This is a genomic window from Rhizobium sp. P2_G9 (assembly GCF_056403475.1).
Genome location: NZ_JBFUFK010000017.1, coordinates 24716 through 44093, shown reverse-complemented (window position 1 = coordinate 44093; position 19378 = coordinate 24716). Strand labels below are relative to the sequence as shown.

14 protein-coding genes are annotated in these 19378 nt (G+C 61.2%); 2 read left to right on the top strand and 12 right to left on the bottom strand.

Going from position 1 to position 19378, the window contains the following annotated elements:
- Nucleotides 1-51: 51 nt before the first annotated feature.
- The 11 genes from AC1DYF_RS16280 to AC1DYF_RS16230 are packed head-to-tail and all read right to left on the bottom strand — an operon-like array spanning nucleotide 52 to nucleotide 13373.
- Entirely contained in the window at nucleotides 52-486 is a 435-nt protein-coding gene (locus AC1DYF_RS16280) for an SRPBCC family protein (RefSeq protein WP_477877784.1), read from the bottom strand.
- A 6-nt stretch (nucleotides 487-492) separates the two neighbouring features.
- Nucleotides 493-3111, bottom strand: a complete 2619-nt coding sequence (locus tag AC1DYF_RS16275; protein ID WP_477877783.1) for a flotillin family protein — start codon at nucleotides 3109-3111, stop codon at nucleotides 493-495.
- A 24-nt stretch (nucleotides 3112-3135) separates the two neighbouring features.
- Nucleotides 3136-3969 (bottom strand): phosphoenolpyruvate hydrolase family protein, encoded by an 834-nt coding sequence (locus tag AC1DYF_RS16270; RefSeq protein ID WP_477877782.1) that lies wholly within the window; start codon nucleotides 3967-3969, stop codon nucleotides 3136-3138.
- Nucleotides 3969-6176, bottom strand: coding sequence for a Tm-1-like ATP-binding domain-containing protein (locus tag AC1DYF_RS16265; RefSeq protein ID WP_477877781.1), 2208 nt, complete (start codon nucleotides 6174-6176; stop codon nucleotides 3969-3971). The genes AC1DYF_RS16270 and AC1DYF_RS16265 overlap by 1 nt, the downstream gene beginning before the upstream one ends.
- A complete protein-coding gene (locus AC1DYF_RS16260; protein ID WP_477877780.1) occupies nucleotides 6169-6963 on the bottom strand; it encodes an ABC transporter ATP-binding protein in 795 nt (264 codons plus the stop codon). Before AC1DYF_RS16260 ends, AC1DYF_RS16265 begins: the two co-directional genes overlap by 8 nt.
- 13 nt (nucleotides 6964-6976) lie before the next feature.
- Nucleotides 6977-8221 (bottom strand): ABC transporter substrate-binding protein, encoded by a 1245-nt coding sequence (locus AC1DYF_RS16255; RefSeq protein WP_477877779.1) that lies wholly within the window; start codon nucleotides 8219-8221, stop codon nucleotides 6977-6979.
- Nucleotides 8222-8264: 43 nt separating this feature from the next.
- Nucleotides 8265-9293: a branched-chain amino acid ABC transporter permease gene (locus tag AC1DYF_RS16250; RefSeq protein WP_477877778.1), complete on the bottom strand. Its 1029-nt coding sequence runs from the start codon at nucleotides 9291-9293 to the stop codon at nucleotides 8265-8267.
- The gene (locus AC1DYF_RS16245) at nucleotides 9290-10342 is read right to left on the bottom strand and encodes a branched-chain amino acid ABC transporter permease (protein ID WP_477877777.1); all 1053 of its coding nucleotides are present in this window, start codon (nucleotides 10340-10342) and stop codon (nucleotides 9290-9292) included. Before AC1DYF_RS16245 ends, AC1DYF_RS16250 begins: the two co-directional genes overlap by 4 nt.
- Nucleotides 10339-11670 carry a metal-dependent hydrolase family protein gene (locus tag AC1DYF_RS16240; protein ID WP_477877776.1) on the bottom strand — a complete coding sequence of 444 codons (1332 nt, stop codon included), beginning with the start codon at nucleotides 11668-11670 and terminating at the stop codon, nucleotides 10339-10341. The genes AC1DYF_RS16245 and AC1DYF_RS16240 overlap by 4 nt, the downstream gene beginning before the upstream one ends.
- 48 nt (nucleotides 11671-11718) lie before the next feature.
- A complete protein-coding gene (locus AC1DYF_RS16235; protein WP_477877775.1) occupies nucleotides 11719-12501 on the bottom strand; it encodes an alpha/beta fold hydrolase in 783 nt (260 codons plus the stop codon).
- A complete protein-coding gene (locus AC1DYF_RS16230; RefSeq protein ID WP_477877774.1) occupies nucleotides 12501-13373 on the bottom strand; it encodes a fumarylacetoacetate hydrolase family protein in 873 nt (290 codons plus the stop codon). Before AC1DYF_RS16230 ends, AC1DYF_RS16235 begins: the two co-directional genes overlap by 1 nt.
- 429 nt (nucleotides 13374-13802) lie before the next feature.
- Here AC1DYF_RS16230 and AC1DYF_RS16225 point away from each other — a divergent pair, with 429 nt between their 5' ends.
- Entirely contained in the window at nucleotides 13803-14474 is a 672-nt protein-coding gene (locus AC1DYF_RS16225) for a FadR/GntR family transcriptional regulator (RefSeq protein ID WP_477877773.1), read from the top strand.
- A 185-nt stretch (nucleotides 14475-14659) separates the two neighbouring features.
- Here AC1DYF_RS16225 and AC1DYF_RS16220 read toward each other — a convergent pair whose 3' ends face one another.
- Complete coding sequence (locus AC1DYF_RS16220) at nucleotides 14660-17353, bottom strand: glycoside hydrolase family protein (RefSeq protein ID WP_477877772.1); 2694 nt, start codon at nucleotides 17351-17353, stop codon at nucleotides 14660-14662.
- A 920-nt stretch (nucleotides 17354-18273) separates the two neighbouring features.
- On the opposite strand from AC1DYF_RS16220, the gene AC1DYF_RS16215 reads away from it, so the two are divergent.
- A complete protein-coding gene (locus tag AC1DYF_RS16215; protein ID WP_477877771.1) occupies nucleotides 18274-19269 on the top strand; it encodes an aldo/keto reductase in 996 nt (331 codons plus the stop codon).
- Nucleotides 19270-19378: the final 109 nt, after the last annotated feature.

Below are 19378 nucleotides of genomic sequence, written 5' to 3'. Positions count from 1 at the left end.
TCAAACGAAAATTGCCAACGTCCGCAGCGCCGCAAAGTGTGACCATGCGGCTCACCGAAACCGCTGCTTGAGATTATCGAACGCAGCCTGAAACACCTCTCGGCCGATCTGCTGGATCAACGCCTGTTCGCGTTCCTCGGCGCAGTCGAAATCCGCTGTCCATTCGGCGAAGGTGAGGTTGCCGTCCGTCACCGGCGTCAGCGACAGGGTGGAGATATAATTCTCCACGCCCATATCGCTTTCGAGAATCGAATAGGTGCAGGAGAGGTCGTAGTCCGACAGCGCCAGCAGACGCTCGCGGATGCGGCTGCCGGTCTTGAGGGTAAAATTCCTGATGCAGCCGACCTGGTCGGCCGGCAGGTTCTGCTCGATGCGACTGTCGGCGACGAAGGGCGTCCAGTCGGGTAGGCCGTTGAAGTTGCGGACGAGACGCCAGATGTCGGGCGCGGGCGCGTTGATGACGGAGGAGACGTAGACCTGGGTCATCAAAACTTACCGGTCACGATCGTCGTCGCGGTCGGACGAGGACTGTTGTTTGTCCCAGGGCTTGTCGCCCTTTCCAGGCGATTTCGATTTGGTGAGGCTGGCAATATCCTTGGCGTCGCGCAGAACGTCGGTCATGCGACCGAGCGAGCCGCCTTCGATGCCGACATCCTTCATCAGGTTGTCGATCATCGGCGCCTGGACGCGGTAGCGCAGGGCGGAGTCGATCACCTCGTCGGTGACATTGCGCTGGCCGGTGCCGCCATTGCCGTTGAAGCCGTCGACATGCAGGATCTTGATGCCCTCGATCTTCTCCATCGGCTTGACGCTCTCGCGGATGATGCCTTCGAGCTTGTCGAGGATGCGGGCGCGGGTGCGGCTAGCGCGGGCGCCGTCCGAGAGCATGTTCTCCGCCTCGTTGAGCTGACGGTTGCCTGCGGCATCGACCTCGTAGCGGGCGGCGGCGGCGAGTGCGGCGATCTTGTCGGCTTCCGCTCTGGCCTCAGCCTGGATTTTCAGCGCCTCGGCATGGCTTTTCGCCGCCTTCATCTCGGTTTCGGCCGCGGCGGTGAGGCGGATTGCCTCGCGCTCGGCTTCACGCTTGGCAGCGATGATCTCGGTGACTGAGCGGCGCTCGGCAATTTCGCGCTCACGGGCGGTGAAGGCCTGCTCCTCCGCCTGGATAGCCTTGGCGCGGACGGCTTCCGCAGCAGCGATGGCCGACGAACGCTCCTGTGTCCGCTTGGCGAGTTCTACGGCCTTCTGTATCTCCGCCGCTTCGATGCGCAGGTCCTGCTCGACTGTCAGGTGCCTGAGATCGCGATCCTTGATCAGGCGGGCCTCGTCTATGCCGCGTTCGGAGGTGATGCGAGCGCGTTCGATCTCTTCGCGGGCGGCGATTTCGGCTTCCTCGAAGGCCTGTTGCTTGGCGATCTGCAATGCATCGAGATGCCGTTCGCGCTCCAGCCGCAGCTGGTCGAGCGCGCGGTTCTGGGCGATTTTGTCGGTTTCAGTTTCCTGGCTGGCGGCGATCTCGGCCTTTTCCTTGCTGACCTCGGCGGCGGTGACTTCCAGCGCCTTCCTGGCCAGCGCGATCTGCCGCTCCAGTTCGACCAGTTCCAGCGTCTTTTTCGCCTGGATCGAGGCCTCGCTCTGGGCGCGTTCGCGCTCGATGCGGGCCTTTTCGACGCGCAGGTCCTGCTCAACAGCGAGGTGCTGCAGATCGCGGTCCTTGATCAGCCGCGCCTCTTCCACTTCACGTTCGGAGGTGATGCGAGCACGCTCGACCTCTTCGTGAGCAACGATTTCGGCGGCTTCGAAAGCCTGCTGCTTGCCGATCTGCAGCGCGTCGAGCTGGCGTTCGCGACCAAGGCGAAGTTCGTCGAGCGCACGGGTCTGGGCGATCTTGTCGGATTCCGTTTCCTGACTGGCCGCAATCTCGGCCTTCTGCTTGACGACGTCGGCGGCGGTAACTTCCAGCGCCTTGTTGGCGAGGGCAATCTGACGCTCAAGCTCGACCAGCTCCAGCGTCTGGCGGGCCTGTATTTCCAGTTCATTCTGCTCGCGTTGACGCTCGATGCGGGCCTTTTCAAGCTCCAGTTCAAGGGCGATCTGCTCGCGCTCGGTCAGTTCGCGGGCTTGCAATTGCGCTTCATCGAGCGACCGCCGGCGGGCGATCTCTCGGCGTTGGGTGTCTTCCTCGGTGCGGATACGCTCTTCGGTGATGGAGCGCTCCTGGGAGAGGCGAGCCTTCTCGATTGCCTCGCGCGACGTCAGTTGCGCTTGCTCTGCCTCCTGGTCGCGCACGGCGCGCTCGCGAACAAGGTCGGCACGCTGGGCTGCCCTGCGGATTTCGACTTCGCGCTCTTGCTCCAGGCGGGCATATTCGGTTTCGCGGTCGATTTCGAGCACCTTGCGCTGGGTGTCGAGATTCTGGTTGCGGATGTCGACCAGCGTGCGCTGCTCAATTTCGTTGCGCATGCGGCGGCGGGTTTCAATGCTCTCGGTGAGCTGTGTCAGGCCCTCGGCGTCGAAGGCGTTGGACGGATCGAAATATTCGAGGCTGGTCTGGTCGAGATCGACAAGGGCTACGCTTTCGAGTTCAAGGCCGTTGGAGAGCAGGGCTTCGGAGGCCAGCGCCCTGACCTTCGACGCATAGTCGCCTCGCTTCTCGTGCATCTCTTCCAGCGTCATCTGCGCGGCGATCGTGCGCATGGCGCCGGCGAACTTGCCTTCCAGCAGTTCGCGGATGCCGTCGACCTGCATGGCGCGGCGGCCGAGCGTCTGGGCTGCGGAGGCGACCAGCTCCTTGCTGGCGCCGACGCGGACGAAGAATTCGGCGATGATGTCGACGCGCATGCGGTTCTTGGTGATCAGCGCATTGCCGTCCTGCCGGCGCACCTCGATGCGCATGACATTCATGTTGACCGGGGTGATCTCGTGCAGCACCGGGATGACGAAGGCGCCGCCATTGATCACCACCTTTTCGCCGAGGAAACCGGTGCGGACGAAGGCGACCTCCTTGGTCGAGCGCCGGTAGAGCCAGCGCAGGATATAGACCGCGATCACGATGATGACGGCGATAATGATGATCGCCAGTATGATATTGCCAAAAGTCTCAGCGGCCATATCCGTTCTCCCCCATATGCGCGGTCAGCCGAAGGCGACCGACTTGAATTTTTTCGTTTGTTCGGTCAGCGCCCGTTCGGTCGGCAGGCGCTCCATCGAGGAGGCGCCATAGAAACCGTGGCAATTGCTGGTGTTCTTCAGGATGAACTCAGCGTCCTCCGGCTCCGATACCGGGCCGCCATGGACGAGGATGATGGCATCCTTGTTGACACTGAGTGCTGCTTCCGACCACTCGTCGGCGAGCGCCGGGCAATCCTGGAGTTTCAGCGCCGTCTCTGCGCCGATCGAACCGCCGGTGGTCAGGCCGAAATGGCAGACAATGATGTCGGCACCGGCCCGGGCCATGGCTCGGGCTTCATCGGCGTTGAAGACATAGGGCGTGGTCAGCATGTCCTTGCCCCGCGCCATGCGCACGAGATCGACTTCGAGGCCGTAGGACATGCCGGTCTCTTCGAGATTCTTGCGGAAGGTGCCGTCGATCAGGCCGACGGTCGGGAAATTCTGGATGCCGGAAAAGCCCTCGGCCTTCACGTCGTCGAGGAACTTGTCGAAATTACAGAACGGATCGGTGCCGTTGACGCCGGCCAGCACCGGCGTGTGCTTCACCACCGGCAGGATTTCGCGGGCCATGTCCATGACGATCTCGTTGGCATTGCCATAGGCGAGCAGGCCGGAGAGCGAACCGCGGCCGGCCATGCGGTAGCGGCCGGAATTGTAGATGACGATCAGGTCGATACCGCCATTTTCCTCGCATTTGGCCGACAGGCCCGTGCCGGCGCCGCCGCCGACGATGGGAATGCGTCGCGCTTTCATCTCCTGGAATTTTTCGAGCAGGGCTTTGCGTTCGAAACGGGGCATCAGGCTCTCCTCAGAGCTTTCGGCATGATGGAATGGAAGCTGTCGACGAGGCGGGTGACGAAGGCTTCGTCGTTGATATTGGCGCGGACGCGCTCGACTTGGCGCTGCGGACTGGTGTGGACCGTCCGCTCGATGGCTTCGAAGAGGGCATTGTCGGCTTCGGGGTCCCAGAACTGGCCACCCGCGGCATCGAGCATCGAGACGCCGCCTTCGGGCAGCAGGAAACGGACCGAGCCGTTCATCTCGTTGAGGCGCGAACCGATCCATTCGCCCATGGCGCGGCTTTCGTCGCGGGTGGTGCGCATCAGGGTGACGGTGGGATTGTGGATGACGAATTTGCGGCTCTTGAACTTGTCCGGCACGGTGTCGCGCGGGCCGAAATTGACCATGTCGAGCGCGCCGACGGAGCCGATATAAGGCAGGCCGGTGCGGATCGGGGCGCCGAACCGATCCTTGTCGGCGGCGAAGACACCGCCGACCAGCATGTCGGCCACTTCGGTCGTGGTGATGTCGAGGAAGCCGGCGAGCAGGCGGGAGTCGCCCAGTTTCTCCATCGCCCGGCCACCGGTGCCGGTGGCGTGGAACACCAGGCAGTCATATTCGCCATCGAGATTCTTGGTCACGGCCTGGACGCAGGGCGTGGTGACGCCGAACATGGTGATGCCAATGGCCGGCCGAGCCATCTTGCGCTTGGCTTCCCAGGCCTCCGCCGTGGGAAGCTGTGCCACCATGCCGGCCATGGCGTGGGCGGCATTGCCGAGCACCTGTTCGGTGATCGAATTTAGGCCCTGCACATCGGCGACGGAGTTGAACATCATGATATCGGCAGCGCCGACATAGCGGCTGATCTCGCCTGACGTGACTGTCGAAACCATGATCTTGGGGATGCCGACCGGCAGCGCCCGCATGCCTGCGGTTGCCAGCACCGTACCGCCTGAACCGCCGGCGGAAATGACGCCGCCGATGCCGGGTTCGCGGGAGATCCAGCGGGCAAACGCATCTGCCATGGCGGTCACCGACTGGCCGCGGTCGTTGGAAAAGACAGCCGATATGCCCTGCGGATGCATGCTTGCGACCTGCAATGCGCTGACTTCGGCGATCGACGGTTTGCTGGAGGTCGAGAGGTCGACGGTGCGGGTGTGCATGCCGAGGGCGCGAAGCCGCTCGACGATGTAGCGCAGTTCGCGGCCCTTGGTGTCGAAGGTACCGGCGACCAGGATGGTGCGGCCGAGGCGTTCGCTGAACGGTATCTGGAAGATGTGGTTGTCGTCGGACTGCGGTTTGGTCTCGGCGATGATCTCCTGCCTGAGCGATGTCGCGGGCAGGTTCCAGCGGTTGGGCAGGGCGGTGACCGGCCGATAGACGCCGTCCACCGGCTCGGCGGTTTCGCCATTGCCGCGCGAGACGGCGTAGACCCGCGTCAGTTGTTCCTCGGCCTGCTTGATCTCGGCCGGAGCGGGCTCTTCCTCGGCATGGCGGCCGACGCCGAGCAGGCGTTGCTGCAGTTCGCGGTCACCCGCCAGTGCTTGTGCGTCCATCAGCCGGTTGATGCGGCCGTTGACCATGATCGCCACCTTGTCGGCGACGGCGGTGGCGACGCCGATATTCTGCTCGATGACGAGAATGCTCATCTCGCCTTCTTCGGCGAGCGTCACCAGCATGCGCTCGACCTGCTGGACGATCACCGGCGCTAGGCCCTCGGTTGGTTCGTCCATGACCAGGAGTTTGGGGTCGGAGAGCAGGCCGCGCGAGATCGCCAGCATCTGCTGCTCGCCGCCGGAGAGTTGCGAGCCGCCATTCGAGCGGCGTTCGGCAAGGCGCGGAAAGGTCTGGTAGATGCGCTCGACCGTCCAGGACGCATCGCGCCGATTGCCGGCGATCAGGCGCAGGTGTTCATCGACAGTCAGGCTTGCCCAGGTTCGGCGACCCTGGGGCACATAGGCGATGCCGAGGCGGTGGATTTCGTGTGGTTCGAGGCCGGATATCTCGCGGCCGTTGAAGCGGATCGAGCCGCCGCGCGCGCGTTTCAGCCCGGTGATCGTGTTGCAGAGGGTGGTCTTGCCCATGCCGTTGCGGCCGACGACGGAGAGCACGCCGACATCCAGCGTCAGCGACACGCCCTGCAAAGCGTGGCTTTCGCCATAGTAGACTTGCAGGTCGTCGACTTTCAGGACCGGCTTGGCGCTGCGTTCTCTACGGTCAGCCATGCTTGCCTCCGAGGTAGATTTCCTGCACTTCCGGGTCGCTTTCGATCTGGCTCGGCGTGCCTTCCTTGAAGAGCTTGCCATTGTGCATCATCGACACATAGTCCGAGACGCGCAGCGCCACGTCGAGATCGTGCTCGATGATGATATAGCCGATATGCTTTGGCAGCGCGTTGAGGAGGGCGATCAGGTCGCGGCGTTCGGTTGGCGAGAGGCCGGCGGCGGGCTCGTCGAACAGGATGAAGCGTGGCGCGCCGGCGAGCGCCATGGCGATTTCGAGCTGGCGCTGCTGGCCGTGGCTGAGTTCGGCGACCCTGGTGTCACGCAAGGCTTCGAGGTGGACGGCATGCAGGATGGAGATCGCCTGCGCCATGTTGACGTCGCGGTCATCAGGCCGGACCAGCGAAAAACGTTTGCGCGACACGCCGCGGCAGGAGAGAAAGATGTTTTCCAGCACGGTCAGCCCGCCGAAGAGCTGCGAGATCTGGTAGGTGCGACGCAGGCCTCGCCGGATGCGCTCATGCGGCGGCAGATCGGTGATGTCCTCGCCGAAGAAGCGGATCGAGCCTTTCGTCGGCAGGAAATCGCCGGTGATGGCGTTGAACAGCGTGGTCTTGCCGGCGCCATTGGAGCCTAGGATCGCRCGCCGTTCGCCGGCCGCGATCCTCATGTTTATGCCCGAAAGGGCCACCAGCGCCCCGAAATGACGCGCGATGTCGCTGAGTTCCAGCGCATGGGCGCCGGTATCCTGCAAACGCGGTACAGCATTGCTTTCGACCACTGGCGGCATCCTTAAATGCAGATCACGGGCAGCTTGGATTGTCGCGGCCAACGGTGCCGAGTGCCAGGAAATCCTTTTCGGGAATGCCGAGCGTCTGGTTGACCTGCGGCACGACCTTGACGAGCTTGTTGAGCAGCGTGCCATCCGGTGCAGCGCTCACTTCCGTCAGGAAGATGTCGGCGATCGCCTGACGGTTCTTGTCGAGCGAGACCTTGCCGGTCGGCGTGTCGAAGGAGAGGCCGGAGAGCGCATCACGCAGCTTTTTGCCGCCATCCGAGACATCACCGCCGACCTTGTCGAGCGCCAGCAGGGCTGCCTTCATGTTGATGTAATAACCATGCGCGAAGAGCGACGGGGACGGGAAGGCGCCCGGCTGCTTCTTATAGGCAGCGGAGAAATCCTTCCAGGACTGCGCGTCGTTGGTGTCGGCCGTTGGGCCGGCAGACGGTGTGCCGACCAGCACGTCACGCAGCTTGCCCTTGGAGGTGAGCACGGTCTGGTCGACGGTGATCGAGCCGCCGATCAGCGGCGCGGTGCCGCCGGCCTGCTGGTACTGGGTCAGGAAGTTGACCGCATCGGCGCCGCCGAGCGCGACATAGATGGCATCGACATCCTCAGGAATAGCGGCGATGACAGACGAAAAGTCCTTATTGCCGATCGGCACCCAGGATTTTGACGGCACATGGCCGCCGGCCTTGCAGAACTCGGCCATGAAGCCGAACACCTGCGTGTAGGGGAAGGAATAGTCTTCCGCCACGGTGGCGACCTTCTTGTAGTGCTTGTCGTTGAAGGCATAGGTGCCGAGACCGGCCATCCATTGCGCGCCATCGGTCGAGAACCGGAAGAAGTTGGGGGCCGGGTCGCGCAGCGTCGTATCCTGGGCCGCCGACGTGCCGTTGATGAAGGTCACGTCCGGCTTGGTCTTGGCATATTCCTTGACGGCCAGGCCTTCGTCGCCCGAGAGCGGGCCGATGACGACCTTGACGCCGTCCTGCTCGACCAGCTTGCGGATCGCACGCGCCGCACTATCCGGCGAGGCGTCGGACGAGCCCTTGATGATCTCGATCTTCTTGCCGGCGACCATGCCCTTGAATTCTTCGATCGCCGTCATTGCGCCGCGTTCGCCGTCTTCGCCGAGCACGGTAAAGGGGCCTTCGAACGTGGCCAGAAGGCCGATCTTGATCGTGTCCTCGGCGAATGCGAGACCTGGTGCTACGAGGCCGGTCGCGACCGCCATTGCCAGAAGTGTACGCCTGTATATCCGCATTATTTCCTCCCTTGGTTTCATTCGGATACGCTTAGCCGTCCGGCTAGTGACCGGATCGGAGAGATTCCTGCGTCATCCGGGGGCCGAATTTCCTCCACAGCCCCAGAATGCCGTCAGGCGAGACGAAGACGATCAATAGAAAGACAAGTCCGATCAGTGTGTTGAAACGTTCCGCGCCGACGATGTCGATCGCGAATGTCTGCAGCAGCGTGACGACGACGGCGCCGATGAATGGGCCGATCGGATGGCGGATGCCGCCGATGACGGCAATGATCAGCACGTCGATTGCGGCACCGACGTCGATCGTGCCGGGCGAGATGCGGCCGTTGAACCAGACCAGCAAGACGCCGCCAAGACCGGCAATGATGCCCGCCAGGAACCAGGCGAACACTTTGTGGGCCGTTACGTCGTAGCCGATGGCGCGCATGCGGCGCGGGTTGTCGCGCGTTGCCTGCAGCGTCAGCCCGAACGTGCTGCTGCGACCGTAAAGCACGGCGATGTAGGCGAGTGCAGCCACGCCCAGGCAGAGATAGTAGAAGGGCGTGGGATCGCGCCAGTAGACGCCCCAGAAGTTTGGCGCCTTGATGCCGGAAAAGCCGGAATGGCCGTTGAAGATCGAATAGTTCTGCTGGGCGAAGTAGAACATGGCCGTGGCGATCGCCAGCGTGATCATGATCGTGTAGATGCCGGTGGTACGCACCGAGATCCAGCCGATCAGCGCCGAGACGATTGCGGAAAACAGCACGGCGATCGGCGCCACGATCCACCAGGGCCAGCCGAAGCCGAGCACGCCGGTATTGTTGGCGCCGAACACGGCCACGGTATAGCAGGCGATGCCGGCGACCGTGACCTGGGCGAGGCTGATCATGCCGCCATAGCCGGCCAGCATCATCAGCGACAGGGCCATCAGACCATAGATCAGCGAGAAGGCGCCGATCTGGGTGAGGAAGAAGTCCGAGGCCACGGCAGGATACACCAGCACCGCGACCGCGAGCAGGATATGGCCGATACCTATGCGATCGAGCCAGATCGGCTGCTGGGCGTCGCGCTGGTCCAGAAAACGATCGGTCATCGCGCCTTCCCCATAATGCCCTGCGGCCGGATGGCGAGCGTGACCACCATGATGACGAAAGTCAGCACGACGCCGTAGGTGGGAAAATAGACAAGCCCGATCTGCTCAGCGAGGCCGATCAGCAGCGCGCCGATCGCAGCACCGGTGATCGAACCCATGCCGCCGACGATGACGACGACGAGCGAAGCGAGCAGGTAGCGCACGTCCTCGCCTGGGGCGACGGAGAGTACCGAGCCGCCGACGACGCCGGCAAAGCCCGCCAGCCCGGCACCGAGCGCGAAGACGATGGCGAAGACGACGTGGACATTGACGCCGGAAGCGGAAAGCATGGCGCGGTCATCGACGCCGGCGCGGATCATCATGCCGACACGGGTGCGATTGAGCATCAGCCACAGCAATATGCCGATGGCGACGGCCGCGACCAGAACCAGCATGCGGTAGAGCGGGTAGGAGAGGAAGACTGCTGTGCCGTTGGATTTGAGCGCGGTGACGATCGGCAGTTTTATTGCGCCACCCAGCCAGTCGGGCAGCTGGAACTGATAGGTCGTGCCGCCCCAGACGGCCTGCATCAGGTCGGCGGCGACGATGGAAATGCCTATGGTCACCAGCGTCTGGCGAAGATCGTCACCCTCCAGCCGGCGGAAGACGAAGACCTGCATCAGCACGCCGATGACGGCAAGCGCCAGGAAACCGCCGGCGACGCCGAGCAGCCAATAGCCGGTGCGGTCGGCGACTTCATAGCCGATATAGGCGCCGAGCAGGTAGAGCGAGCCATGGGCGAGGTTGACATTGCGCATCAGGCCGAAGACTAGCGTGAAGCCGCTGGCGACGAGGAAGTAGAGGCCGGCGAGCGTCAAGCCATTGAGGAGCGCACTGACGAAGGCCTTCTTGGAGATCAGGATGCCATTCAGCCATGCCGGCCAGATGCCGAAAATTAGCCAGGCAAGCAAAGCCGCAATCAGCAGATAGACGACGATCCTCAGCGACCGCGCGCTGACCGGCGCGGTCGTCAGATCGGTCGAACCTGCTGGCTGAACTGGCGTGGTCATGCGGTCAGCCGCCGGCGTTGTTCGTTCATCTGCGGCGCCTTGTGGAACTTGCCATTGGCCATGATCGCCAGCAGTCGTTTATGGTCCTGCAGGATGCGGACATCGGCGAGCGGATCGCCATCGACCAGGATCAGGTCGGCGAGATAGCCTTCCTTGACCTGGCCCAACTCATCGCCCATGCGCATGATCTGGCCGCCATATTTGGTTGCTGCCAGCAGTGCCTCCATCGGCGAAAAGCCGAGCATTTCGACAAAGGTCTGGATGTCCTTCGCGTTGGTGCCCTGCGGCGTCCAGGCAAAGCCGTAGTCGCCGCCGATGCAGATGCGGATGCCGCGGCGATGCATCTTCTTCATCGTGTCGACGCACATTTCGAGCTCGCGCTCGTAGAGATCGGCAATGCGCGAGCCTGGCTTGATGCCCCAGGGCTCGGCATAGCGGGCGGTGTTGATCAGCCAGGCGATGCCCGGAGCGACGAAATGCTTGTCCTTGGCCGCTTCGAGCATGTCGAGCGCTTCGCTGTCGGCGAAGGAGGCGTGATAGATATTGTCGACGCCGTGGCGGATGCATTGCTTGACCGAACCGGAGGAGCGGGCATGTGCCGAGACCACCTTGTTGCGGCAGCGGGCCTCGGAAACGGCCATCGCCACTTCCTCTTCCGACATCGGCGTTTCCTCGGCGCCCATGCCGGTGATTTCTTCGCCCGAAAGATTGAGCTTGATCGAGTCGACGCCATATTTGATCAGCGTGCGAACGGTGCGGCGGACCTCTTCCGGGCCGGAAACAACGATGCCGAGATTGAGGCCCTCATGCGGGATATGCGACGGGGCGGAGTCGCCCAAGCCTCCGACCGTGGTGATTTCGGGACCGGCGGCGAGATAGCGCGGTCCGGGGAAGCGGCCTTCGTTGATGAAGCGCTTGCAGACGACGTCGAGCCGCGGCTTGGCGGCAGCGGCACCACGGCCGCCGGTGAAGCCGGCGTCGAGCACCAGCTTGGCCATTTCCATGGTCACCAGCATGTGCTCCTCGACCTCCATCATCTGGATCGGGTCGATGCCGGGGGCATTGTTCCAGGAGAGGTGCAGATGCGCGTCGATCAGGCCCGGCATCAGCGTGGCGCCCATGCCGTCGATAACGGTGACGCCCGAGCCATAGGAGGTCTGGCCGGTGCTGAAGCGGGACGAGCCCTTGGTGATCTGCTTGATGCGATTGCCCTGGATCAGGACTTCACCGGTATAAGGATATTCGCCGGTGCCGTCGAAAATGCGGACATTGGTGAACAGCGTGCCTGAAGACGCGGAGCCGCTCCACGAAGTTGAGTCTATTGCCATATTTTCCTCCCGCCGATCGGACCGGTCCTCCCCGGTCGCCTCGGCTCCTCAATTTAGTCTATGCTTTTGTAGGAAGTCTGCAATCAGCCGGCTGCTTTCCTCGGCCTTTTCTATGGTTAGCCAATGGCCGCTGCGTTCGAGCAGCACCATTTTCGCATTCGGCATTTTATCCTTGAGTGCCGTCGCCATGCTCGGTGGGGCGACGGGGTCGGTGTCGCCGGCCACCAGCAGAACCGGGCTGAGGATGCGCTCGGCGGGCAAGGCTTGCGCCTTCGAAAGCGCCTCGCAGCTCTTGGCATAGCCCTCGGGAGGCTGGCGCATGACGCTTTCGCGCACAAAAGCCACGGCCGCCGGCTTGTCGGAATGAGTGGCGGGGGACAGTGTCGCGGCGATGATCTGGTCGGCAATCGTGTCCATGGCGCCGCTGCGGGCCGTTGCGGCGCGGCTGATCAGGCCATTGCGGGCGGCATCCGGCGGTTCCGTCAGCGCGCCGAACAGTGCGAGCGAGCGAACACATTGCGGCATATGGACCGCGATATGCTGGCAGACCAAAGTGCCGAGTGAATGGCCGGCGAAATGCGCGTTCGGCACACCGAATTCTCTCAGACCGGCGACAATGGCTTCAGCGAAAGCCGCGATGGTCTGCGGTTCCACCGGCACGGCTGAGCGGCCCGAACCAGGCAGGTCCGGCCGGTAGACAGCAAAATTCCTCAGCGCCGTCATCAGCGGCTGCCAGGTGTTGGACGAACCGCCGAGGCCATGCACCAGCACGACCGGTTCGCCATCACCGGCAATGTCGAAGACGATGCCGCCCGCCGTCTTGCTCGGCATTACACCGCCTCCGCGAAGCGGTTTTCCAGCGCACCGATGCCATCGATCTCGACGCGCACGACATCGCCGGGTTTGAGGTACTTTGGTGGGTTGAAGCCGATGCCGACACCGGCCGGCGTGCCGGTGGCGATAATGTCGCCGGCATTCAGCGTAATGCCCTGTGAAATGGTCGAGACCAGGGTCGGGATATCGAAGATCAGCTGGGCGATCTTGGCATCCTGGCGCAGTTCCTGGTTCACATAGCTGCGGATACCGGAATTGACGATGTCGATCTCGTCCTTGCTGACGGCCCAGGGGCCCATCGGGCAGAACGTATCCTGCGACTTGCCGATCAGCCATTGGCTGTATTTGCCCTGCAGGTCGCGGGCCGTGACGTCATTGACGATCGTATAGCCCCAGATATGGTCGAAAACATTTTCCTTGGCGATGCGGCGGCCGGGCTTGCCGATGATCACGGCCAGTTCCGCCTCATAGTCGATCGCCGTCGACACGGCCGGGTCGATGATCACGCGGGCGTGGTTGGCAACCACCGTTTCCGGCAGTTTCGAGAAGATGATCGGTTCTTTCGGCACAGCGCCGGCTGCAGCGCTGGAATCGAAGCCGCTCTTGGCGAATTCGTGCGCGTGCTCGTAGTAATTTTTGCCGACACAGAAAATGTTGCGGCGGGGAAGCGGGATAGGTGCCTCGATCTCGACCTGGCTGAGCGGCACCGGCGATAGGGTGGAGGGAAGATTGCCGCCGCGGTCGATGATTGCCATCAGGCCGCAACGCGCCTCGTCGACGGTCAGGTCGAAGGGCGAGACCTGATTGCGATCGAGGTCGACGATGCCGACACGGCGTTCGCCCGCCTGGGTGAAAGTTGCGATCTTCATGCTTCCTCCAGTGAACCGGTTTTGAACCAATTCGGTCTGATTTTGAGCCAGCGTAGAGGCCTTTGGTTTACAACGCAAGCGGATTCTGTGAGGGGTCCAGGATGAAAAACGCGTTGCCCGATATCCTCCGATCCGGAAGAACTCGTTCGTCAGTGTCGAAATGCGAGATGCCAGAGGTCATCGCAATCACTGGTGATTGGTAAGGAAATCCTTTAATATTCTGCTGCTTATAGAGAAATGAGGTTTTCACGGTCGCCGGCTGCAAACCTCGGCGTTTGGTCCTCCGTCTGCCCTTGTATCTACGGAATCCACCGATTTTTCGGTTGCCGACGTAAATCGTGACGATATTTCGCACAATGAACCACTGGAATTCCTGTGCGACTGTTGGTAAACGTGGTTCAGTTCCGGGTCAGATAAGGATCGTCCTGCATGCCAAGACTTGTTGCGTCAGACATTGCCGGCGCATTGCGGAAGCGGATTTCCTCGGGCGAATGGGCCGATCTCGGCCGCATGCCGCCGGAGCGGGATCTGGCGAGCGAATTCGGCGTGGCGCGCAACACCATCCGCCGCGCGGTCAGCCTGCTGGAAGAGGATGGTACGGTGACCAAGCAGTCCGGCCGCGGCACTTTCCTGCAGCCGGAGCAGAAGGACACATTGGCCCAGGCGGTGGCGCGCATGGAGGGCGCAAGCCCTGCCGACATGATGGAAATCCGGCTGCTGCTCGAACCCTCGGCAGCCCAGTTCGCCGCCACCAATGCCAGCACCGGTGAACTCAACCTCGTCCGCGAGGCGCATCAGACCGCCTGTGACAGCACTGACATGCCCGACTTCGAGCATTGGGATGCCGAGTTCCACAACCGTATCTTCGCCTGCTCACGCAATGATTTCCTCAAGGAAATCCATAATGTCATGCGTATCCTGCGCAACCAGTTGCCATGGTTCGAGATGAAGCGGCGGTCCTTCTCCGAGGAGCGGCGCCAAATCTATTGCACCGAGCATGGCGTGATCCTCGCCGCGCTCCTGCGTCGCGACCCGGAAGCGGCGCGGGCAGCCATGCATGCGCATCTGCTGACGGTGCAGAGGAATCTGCTGGGGCGGTGAGGGCGGACGTCGACGAATTCGCCGATCTATTCAACGGCGAATTTCGTGCTGCTCGGCTGCGTGTGCCGCCTTGCCATTATTGATGCGCTCGTCACCAAAGGCGCTGCACCGTCGATCCCACGTCTCCGCCCGCCCGGCTGGGCGGGCCAGATATTTAGATCCATGCACAGCGCCGATCGCGCCGATCACCCGAAGATGAAATCGTCCGCGGTGACGCTGGCGAGCTGCGTCGCCTTGAGCGTGATGCTGTCATGGCTGTCGAAGGTGATGACCACGTCCGACCCGACCTGTGCCATGTGCAGGCCGGAGAACTGCGTTGCAAATGCAGAGTCGATGTCAATGTGGCCGTGTGCCGATGTCGTCACGTCGAGATTGTAGACCGTGTCGTTGCCGCCCTGATAGTTCAGCGTCGCAGTCTTCATATTGCGGAAATAGAACGTATCGTTCAGCGTGCCGCCGCTCAGGGTTTGCGCGTCCGCATAGTCAGTGATGGTGTGAGTGCCGTTGGACAGGCGCGTGTCGCTTGTCAGCAGGGTGCCGCCGCTGCTGAGCCTGTCTTCGCGCATGGTCCCCGTGCCGTCCTGAAGATAGTAATCGACAGTGCGCGCGCCGTTGCTGGCGATCGCCGTGTGATTGAGGATCGATCCGCTGCTCGTATAGTTGTCGATGACCTTGCTGCCATCCGTGGCGCGCGCTTCGTGGTAGTCGTAGGTGCCGTTGGCGTGGAAGCGATCGATCAGCCTGATATTGCCGCTGGCGTCGTTGCCTTGATGGATCGAGGTATAGGTCTGGCCGGTGATATTGTAGATATAGTTGTCGGTCGAGTGGTCGGCATTGACAACGTTCTGCTTCATCAGCACGCCGGCAGTGTAGGTCTTCATGACCGCGCGGCCGTCGCTATAGGCGGTGTAGTCGGTCAGCATCCTGCCGGAAGTGTCGTAGGTCGTTGTCTCGGTCCAGCCAAGATGGCTGGCCTGGACATAGCTCGACTTGATGCCGTTCGCATAGACGGTGGTCAGCACGTCGCCATCGGTTTCCTTGACCACCTGGCGCGTTGGATAGCCGGTCGTGGTGTTGTAGTAGATGGTGGTGTTGGTGCCGTCGCTGGCGATCTTGACGTCGGTCACCATCTTGCCGGCAGTGTTGTAGTTGGCGATGTCCCGGCTGCCGTCGGTGCCATCTATTTCGCGGTAGGCGTAGGTGCCGTCGGTATGGAGGCGCTCGATCAGCGTAATGTTGCCTGCGGCATTTCTGACCTGGTGGGTCGAGGTGTAGCTCTGGCCAGTGATGTGGTAGGCATAGTTTTCGATCGAGCCGTCGCTATGATAGACGGCCTTGCTCATGATCACGCCGTTCGTCAGGCCATATTCGGTGCGAAGAGTCAGGCTGCCTGCGGCATTGAATTCCTGCGTCTTGGTCCAGGTGGCATCACCATAGGTGACGGAGAAATCGTAACCGCCGGAAATCTTGCCGAGCAGGCTGCCATAGTGCGCGATCAGGTAATTCATCGTTTCCAGTGAGGAAACGGCGAGGGTGTGGGTGTCGGAGAGCGTGATTGATTGCAGGCCGGACGCGGTTTTCAGGTCGGCCATCTGCGCGACGAATTCCGCCGATGTCATCGTCAGATTTGCGGAAACCGTTTCGGCCTGCTGCTGCACCGCGCCGGATGCGCCGAATTCCACGACCAGCGGATGGTCGCTTACCGGGATCTTGAAGGAACTGACATTTCTGTAGACAGTAATCGGCGCCAGACCGGAGAGCGGATCATAGACATAGACAACAGGCTCGACATGATCGAGCGTCACCGTGACGTAGACAGTTGGGTTGGTAATGTCGGTGTCGGTGGTGGCGTTCCAGACCTGCTTGTCGGCCCAGACCACGAGGTCTTCGACCCCGCCAGACTTCGCCAGCAGCATCGAATGCGTTTGCGATGGAGCGCCGGCCAGCGCATAGTTGAAGGTGGTCGCTGTTGCGCCACTCGCCCCGGAAGACAGGATCGTGGTCAGATTGTGAAGCGCGATGGCGGCAAGTTTGGGCGAGCCGTCGGCATTGAAGAGGCCGAAATGCGCTTCCTTCTCGCCGCGTACGGCGGAAGAGGGTGTGTCGAAGAGTTCGTAGACATAAGTCGATACCGACCCGTCTTCATAGGCCTCGAAAAGCTCGTTGAGGATGATTTTCGCTTGAGCCGTCTCGCTAGCGCCGACATAGCTGTCAGCTTTGTAGGTGGTAATGCCAGTTTCCGTGATGACCAGGGGATCACCCGACGACGCCTGCTTCGCCAGGCCGATCGTCTTCTCGATTTGCGAATCTGTCGAACCTGTCGTCGTTGCGTAGGCGTGCGCATTGGCGAAGTCGGCGTAATCGCTGATATTGCCGATGGTCCCGTAGGCCGAGGAACTGTTATTGGCGACCGACAGGTTGATGACACCAATGTGGCTCAAAACCGGATCGGCTTTGATCGCCAGATAGAGATCTTTCTGAAACACCGCACCGGCTGCAGCGCCGGTCAGGCCTTTGTAGCTGAGACTTGTATCGAGATTGACTTCATTGAGCCCTTCAATGGACACGACTGAGCCCGGATGCTCTGCCACGAAGGCCTTCAGGTCGGCAAGATATTGTGTCAGGGCGGCCGTGCCGCCCACCGCCGTGCAGGACCTGACACGGAAATCAAATGTGATTCCCGCCGCTGCCATGGCGTCCAAGACCGGCGAAGCCTGGCCATATGTTGAATACGCATCCCTTACCTTGGAGATGCCGATATAATTTAACGATTCTATGATAAGGCTGGAATTGTCGTAAGCGTCGAGATAGTCACCGCCATGTGTGTTAACGCCGAGCGAAGAAAGAAAGCTCGACGCGGTTGAATTACTATTAGACATATAGATGGTTCCAGTTTGTTAACTCGTGAGAAGCTTGTCTGCGAGAAAGCAAAAACCGATCACCAGAACGGTTAAAATTTTATGGACTGTCGTTTTTTTAGTCCAAAGTGCTTTCTACAATGCCCGCTCGCGTCCTTGTGACGCGCAACGACATCCTCATGCCAATGGCAGCCGCGCTGTACATTGACAAAGATCAAGAACTGGGGTTCTGATCCCAGCTTAGGTTAACCAAGTCTGTTCCGTAAAAATGACTGTCCCAACTTGTGTCAGGCTGGAGAAATTACGCTTTATGACCCCATAACAGCCGGTTTCGAGAGAGAATGGGCGACCTTGCCCTGCACAAAACATCGAGAATCTTGCGCGTGTCTGCACTCGATTTTGACCTCGAGCCTCCTTCACCCCTATGCGTTTCCGCCGCTTCGCCTGGAGCTAGAACTAGCGAGCCTCGCCCAGGAGCGCTACAACGTTAAGCGCGAATTTCTCCGCACTGTTTACCATTGAGGGAGGTATGGCTTGGGGAGTCTGCTCGCATAGATTGCTCCGGCCTTCGTGTCCGTTCGTTCGGAGGCTAGGCGTTCACATATTTGATTTGTATTAAAAATGTTAATTATTTCAATTGGTTGTCAGATGACGAATTCAGGTTTTCCTGTTTAATCGGTGAAATAGCACCGATTTTCTGTCGCTCTTTACTTCTTGCTCTAGAGAGGAAATCAACCGGATGCTCTGCTAACTTGCTGACCATCTGTCGTTTTTAAGCAAATCAGATGTCTGAGTGCCGTGGCCCCTCCAAGGGAAAAGGAAAACACGGTGTGTCCTCGTCTCGATTTTGTCATTTGTCAGCTGCGGCTGGAGGGAGTAACCTGCCGATCTTCCTCCCAACGCTTCCGGGCGATCCGCACCATAAAATTGAGGATTTTTCCATGCAATATGGCAAATTCGGCCGTACCGGCCTCACCGTTTCGCGCATCTGCCTCGGCACAATGACCTTCGGCCTGCAGACTGAAGAGGCCGAATCACATGCGATTCTCGACAAGGCGGCGGAAGGCGGGGTGACGCTGATCGATACGGCCGATGCTTATCCGCTCGGCGGAAATGAGCGGCTGGCCGGCACGACGGAAGAGATCATCGGCCGGTGGCTGAAGGGCAAAAGGCAGAATTTCATCATCGCCACCAAGGCTTTCGGCAAGGTCGGCACCAATGTCTGGGACCAGGGCTCGTCGCGCAAGCACCTGCTCGATGCCATCGACGCCTCGCTGAAACGGCTCGGCACGGACTATATCGATGTCTATCAGCTGCATGGCGACGACCGGGAAACGCCGCTCGAGGAAACGCTGGAAGCGATGGATATCATCGTCAAGTCGGGCAGGGCGCGCTATATCGGCGTCTCCAATTTCCTCGCCTATCGGCTGGCCCGCGCGCTCGGCCGCGCCGATTTGCTCCGGCTTTCGCGCTTCGTCTCGGTGCAGCCGCGGTACAATCTGCTGTTCCGGCAAATCGAGCGGGAGCTGCTGCCGCTCTGCGACGAAGAAGGGCTTGCGGTCATTCCCTACAATCCGATGGCCGGCGGCATGCTGACCGGCAAATACAAACTCGAGCAGAAGCCGAACGAAGGCCGCTTCACCGAACAGGTTGGCAATGCCGGCGCGATGTATGCCGAACGCTACTGGCACGAACGCGAATTCGTCACGATCGAGAAATTGCGGGCCATCGCCGACGAGGCCGGCCATCCGCTGGCGCAGCTGGCAATCGCCTGGGTGATGGCCAATCCGGTGATCAGTTCGGCGATCGTCGGTGCCAGCCGCGCCGATCAACTGGATGGCAGCCTGCCGGCCGCCGACATCAAGCTCGATCCGGCGCTCGTGCAGAAGCTCGACGATCTGACCGTGGAATATCGCTGGGGCGATGCATTGCGTTAGACAATGTCGGGCGGCAAGCCTGCGGCAAGGGTGCGGCAAGCGGCGGCAATGTCCAGCAAAAAAGTTGCTTGCCGCCTGTTTTATTCAATGAAATCAAATGACTATGGCA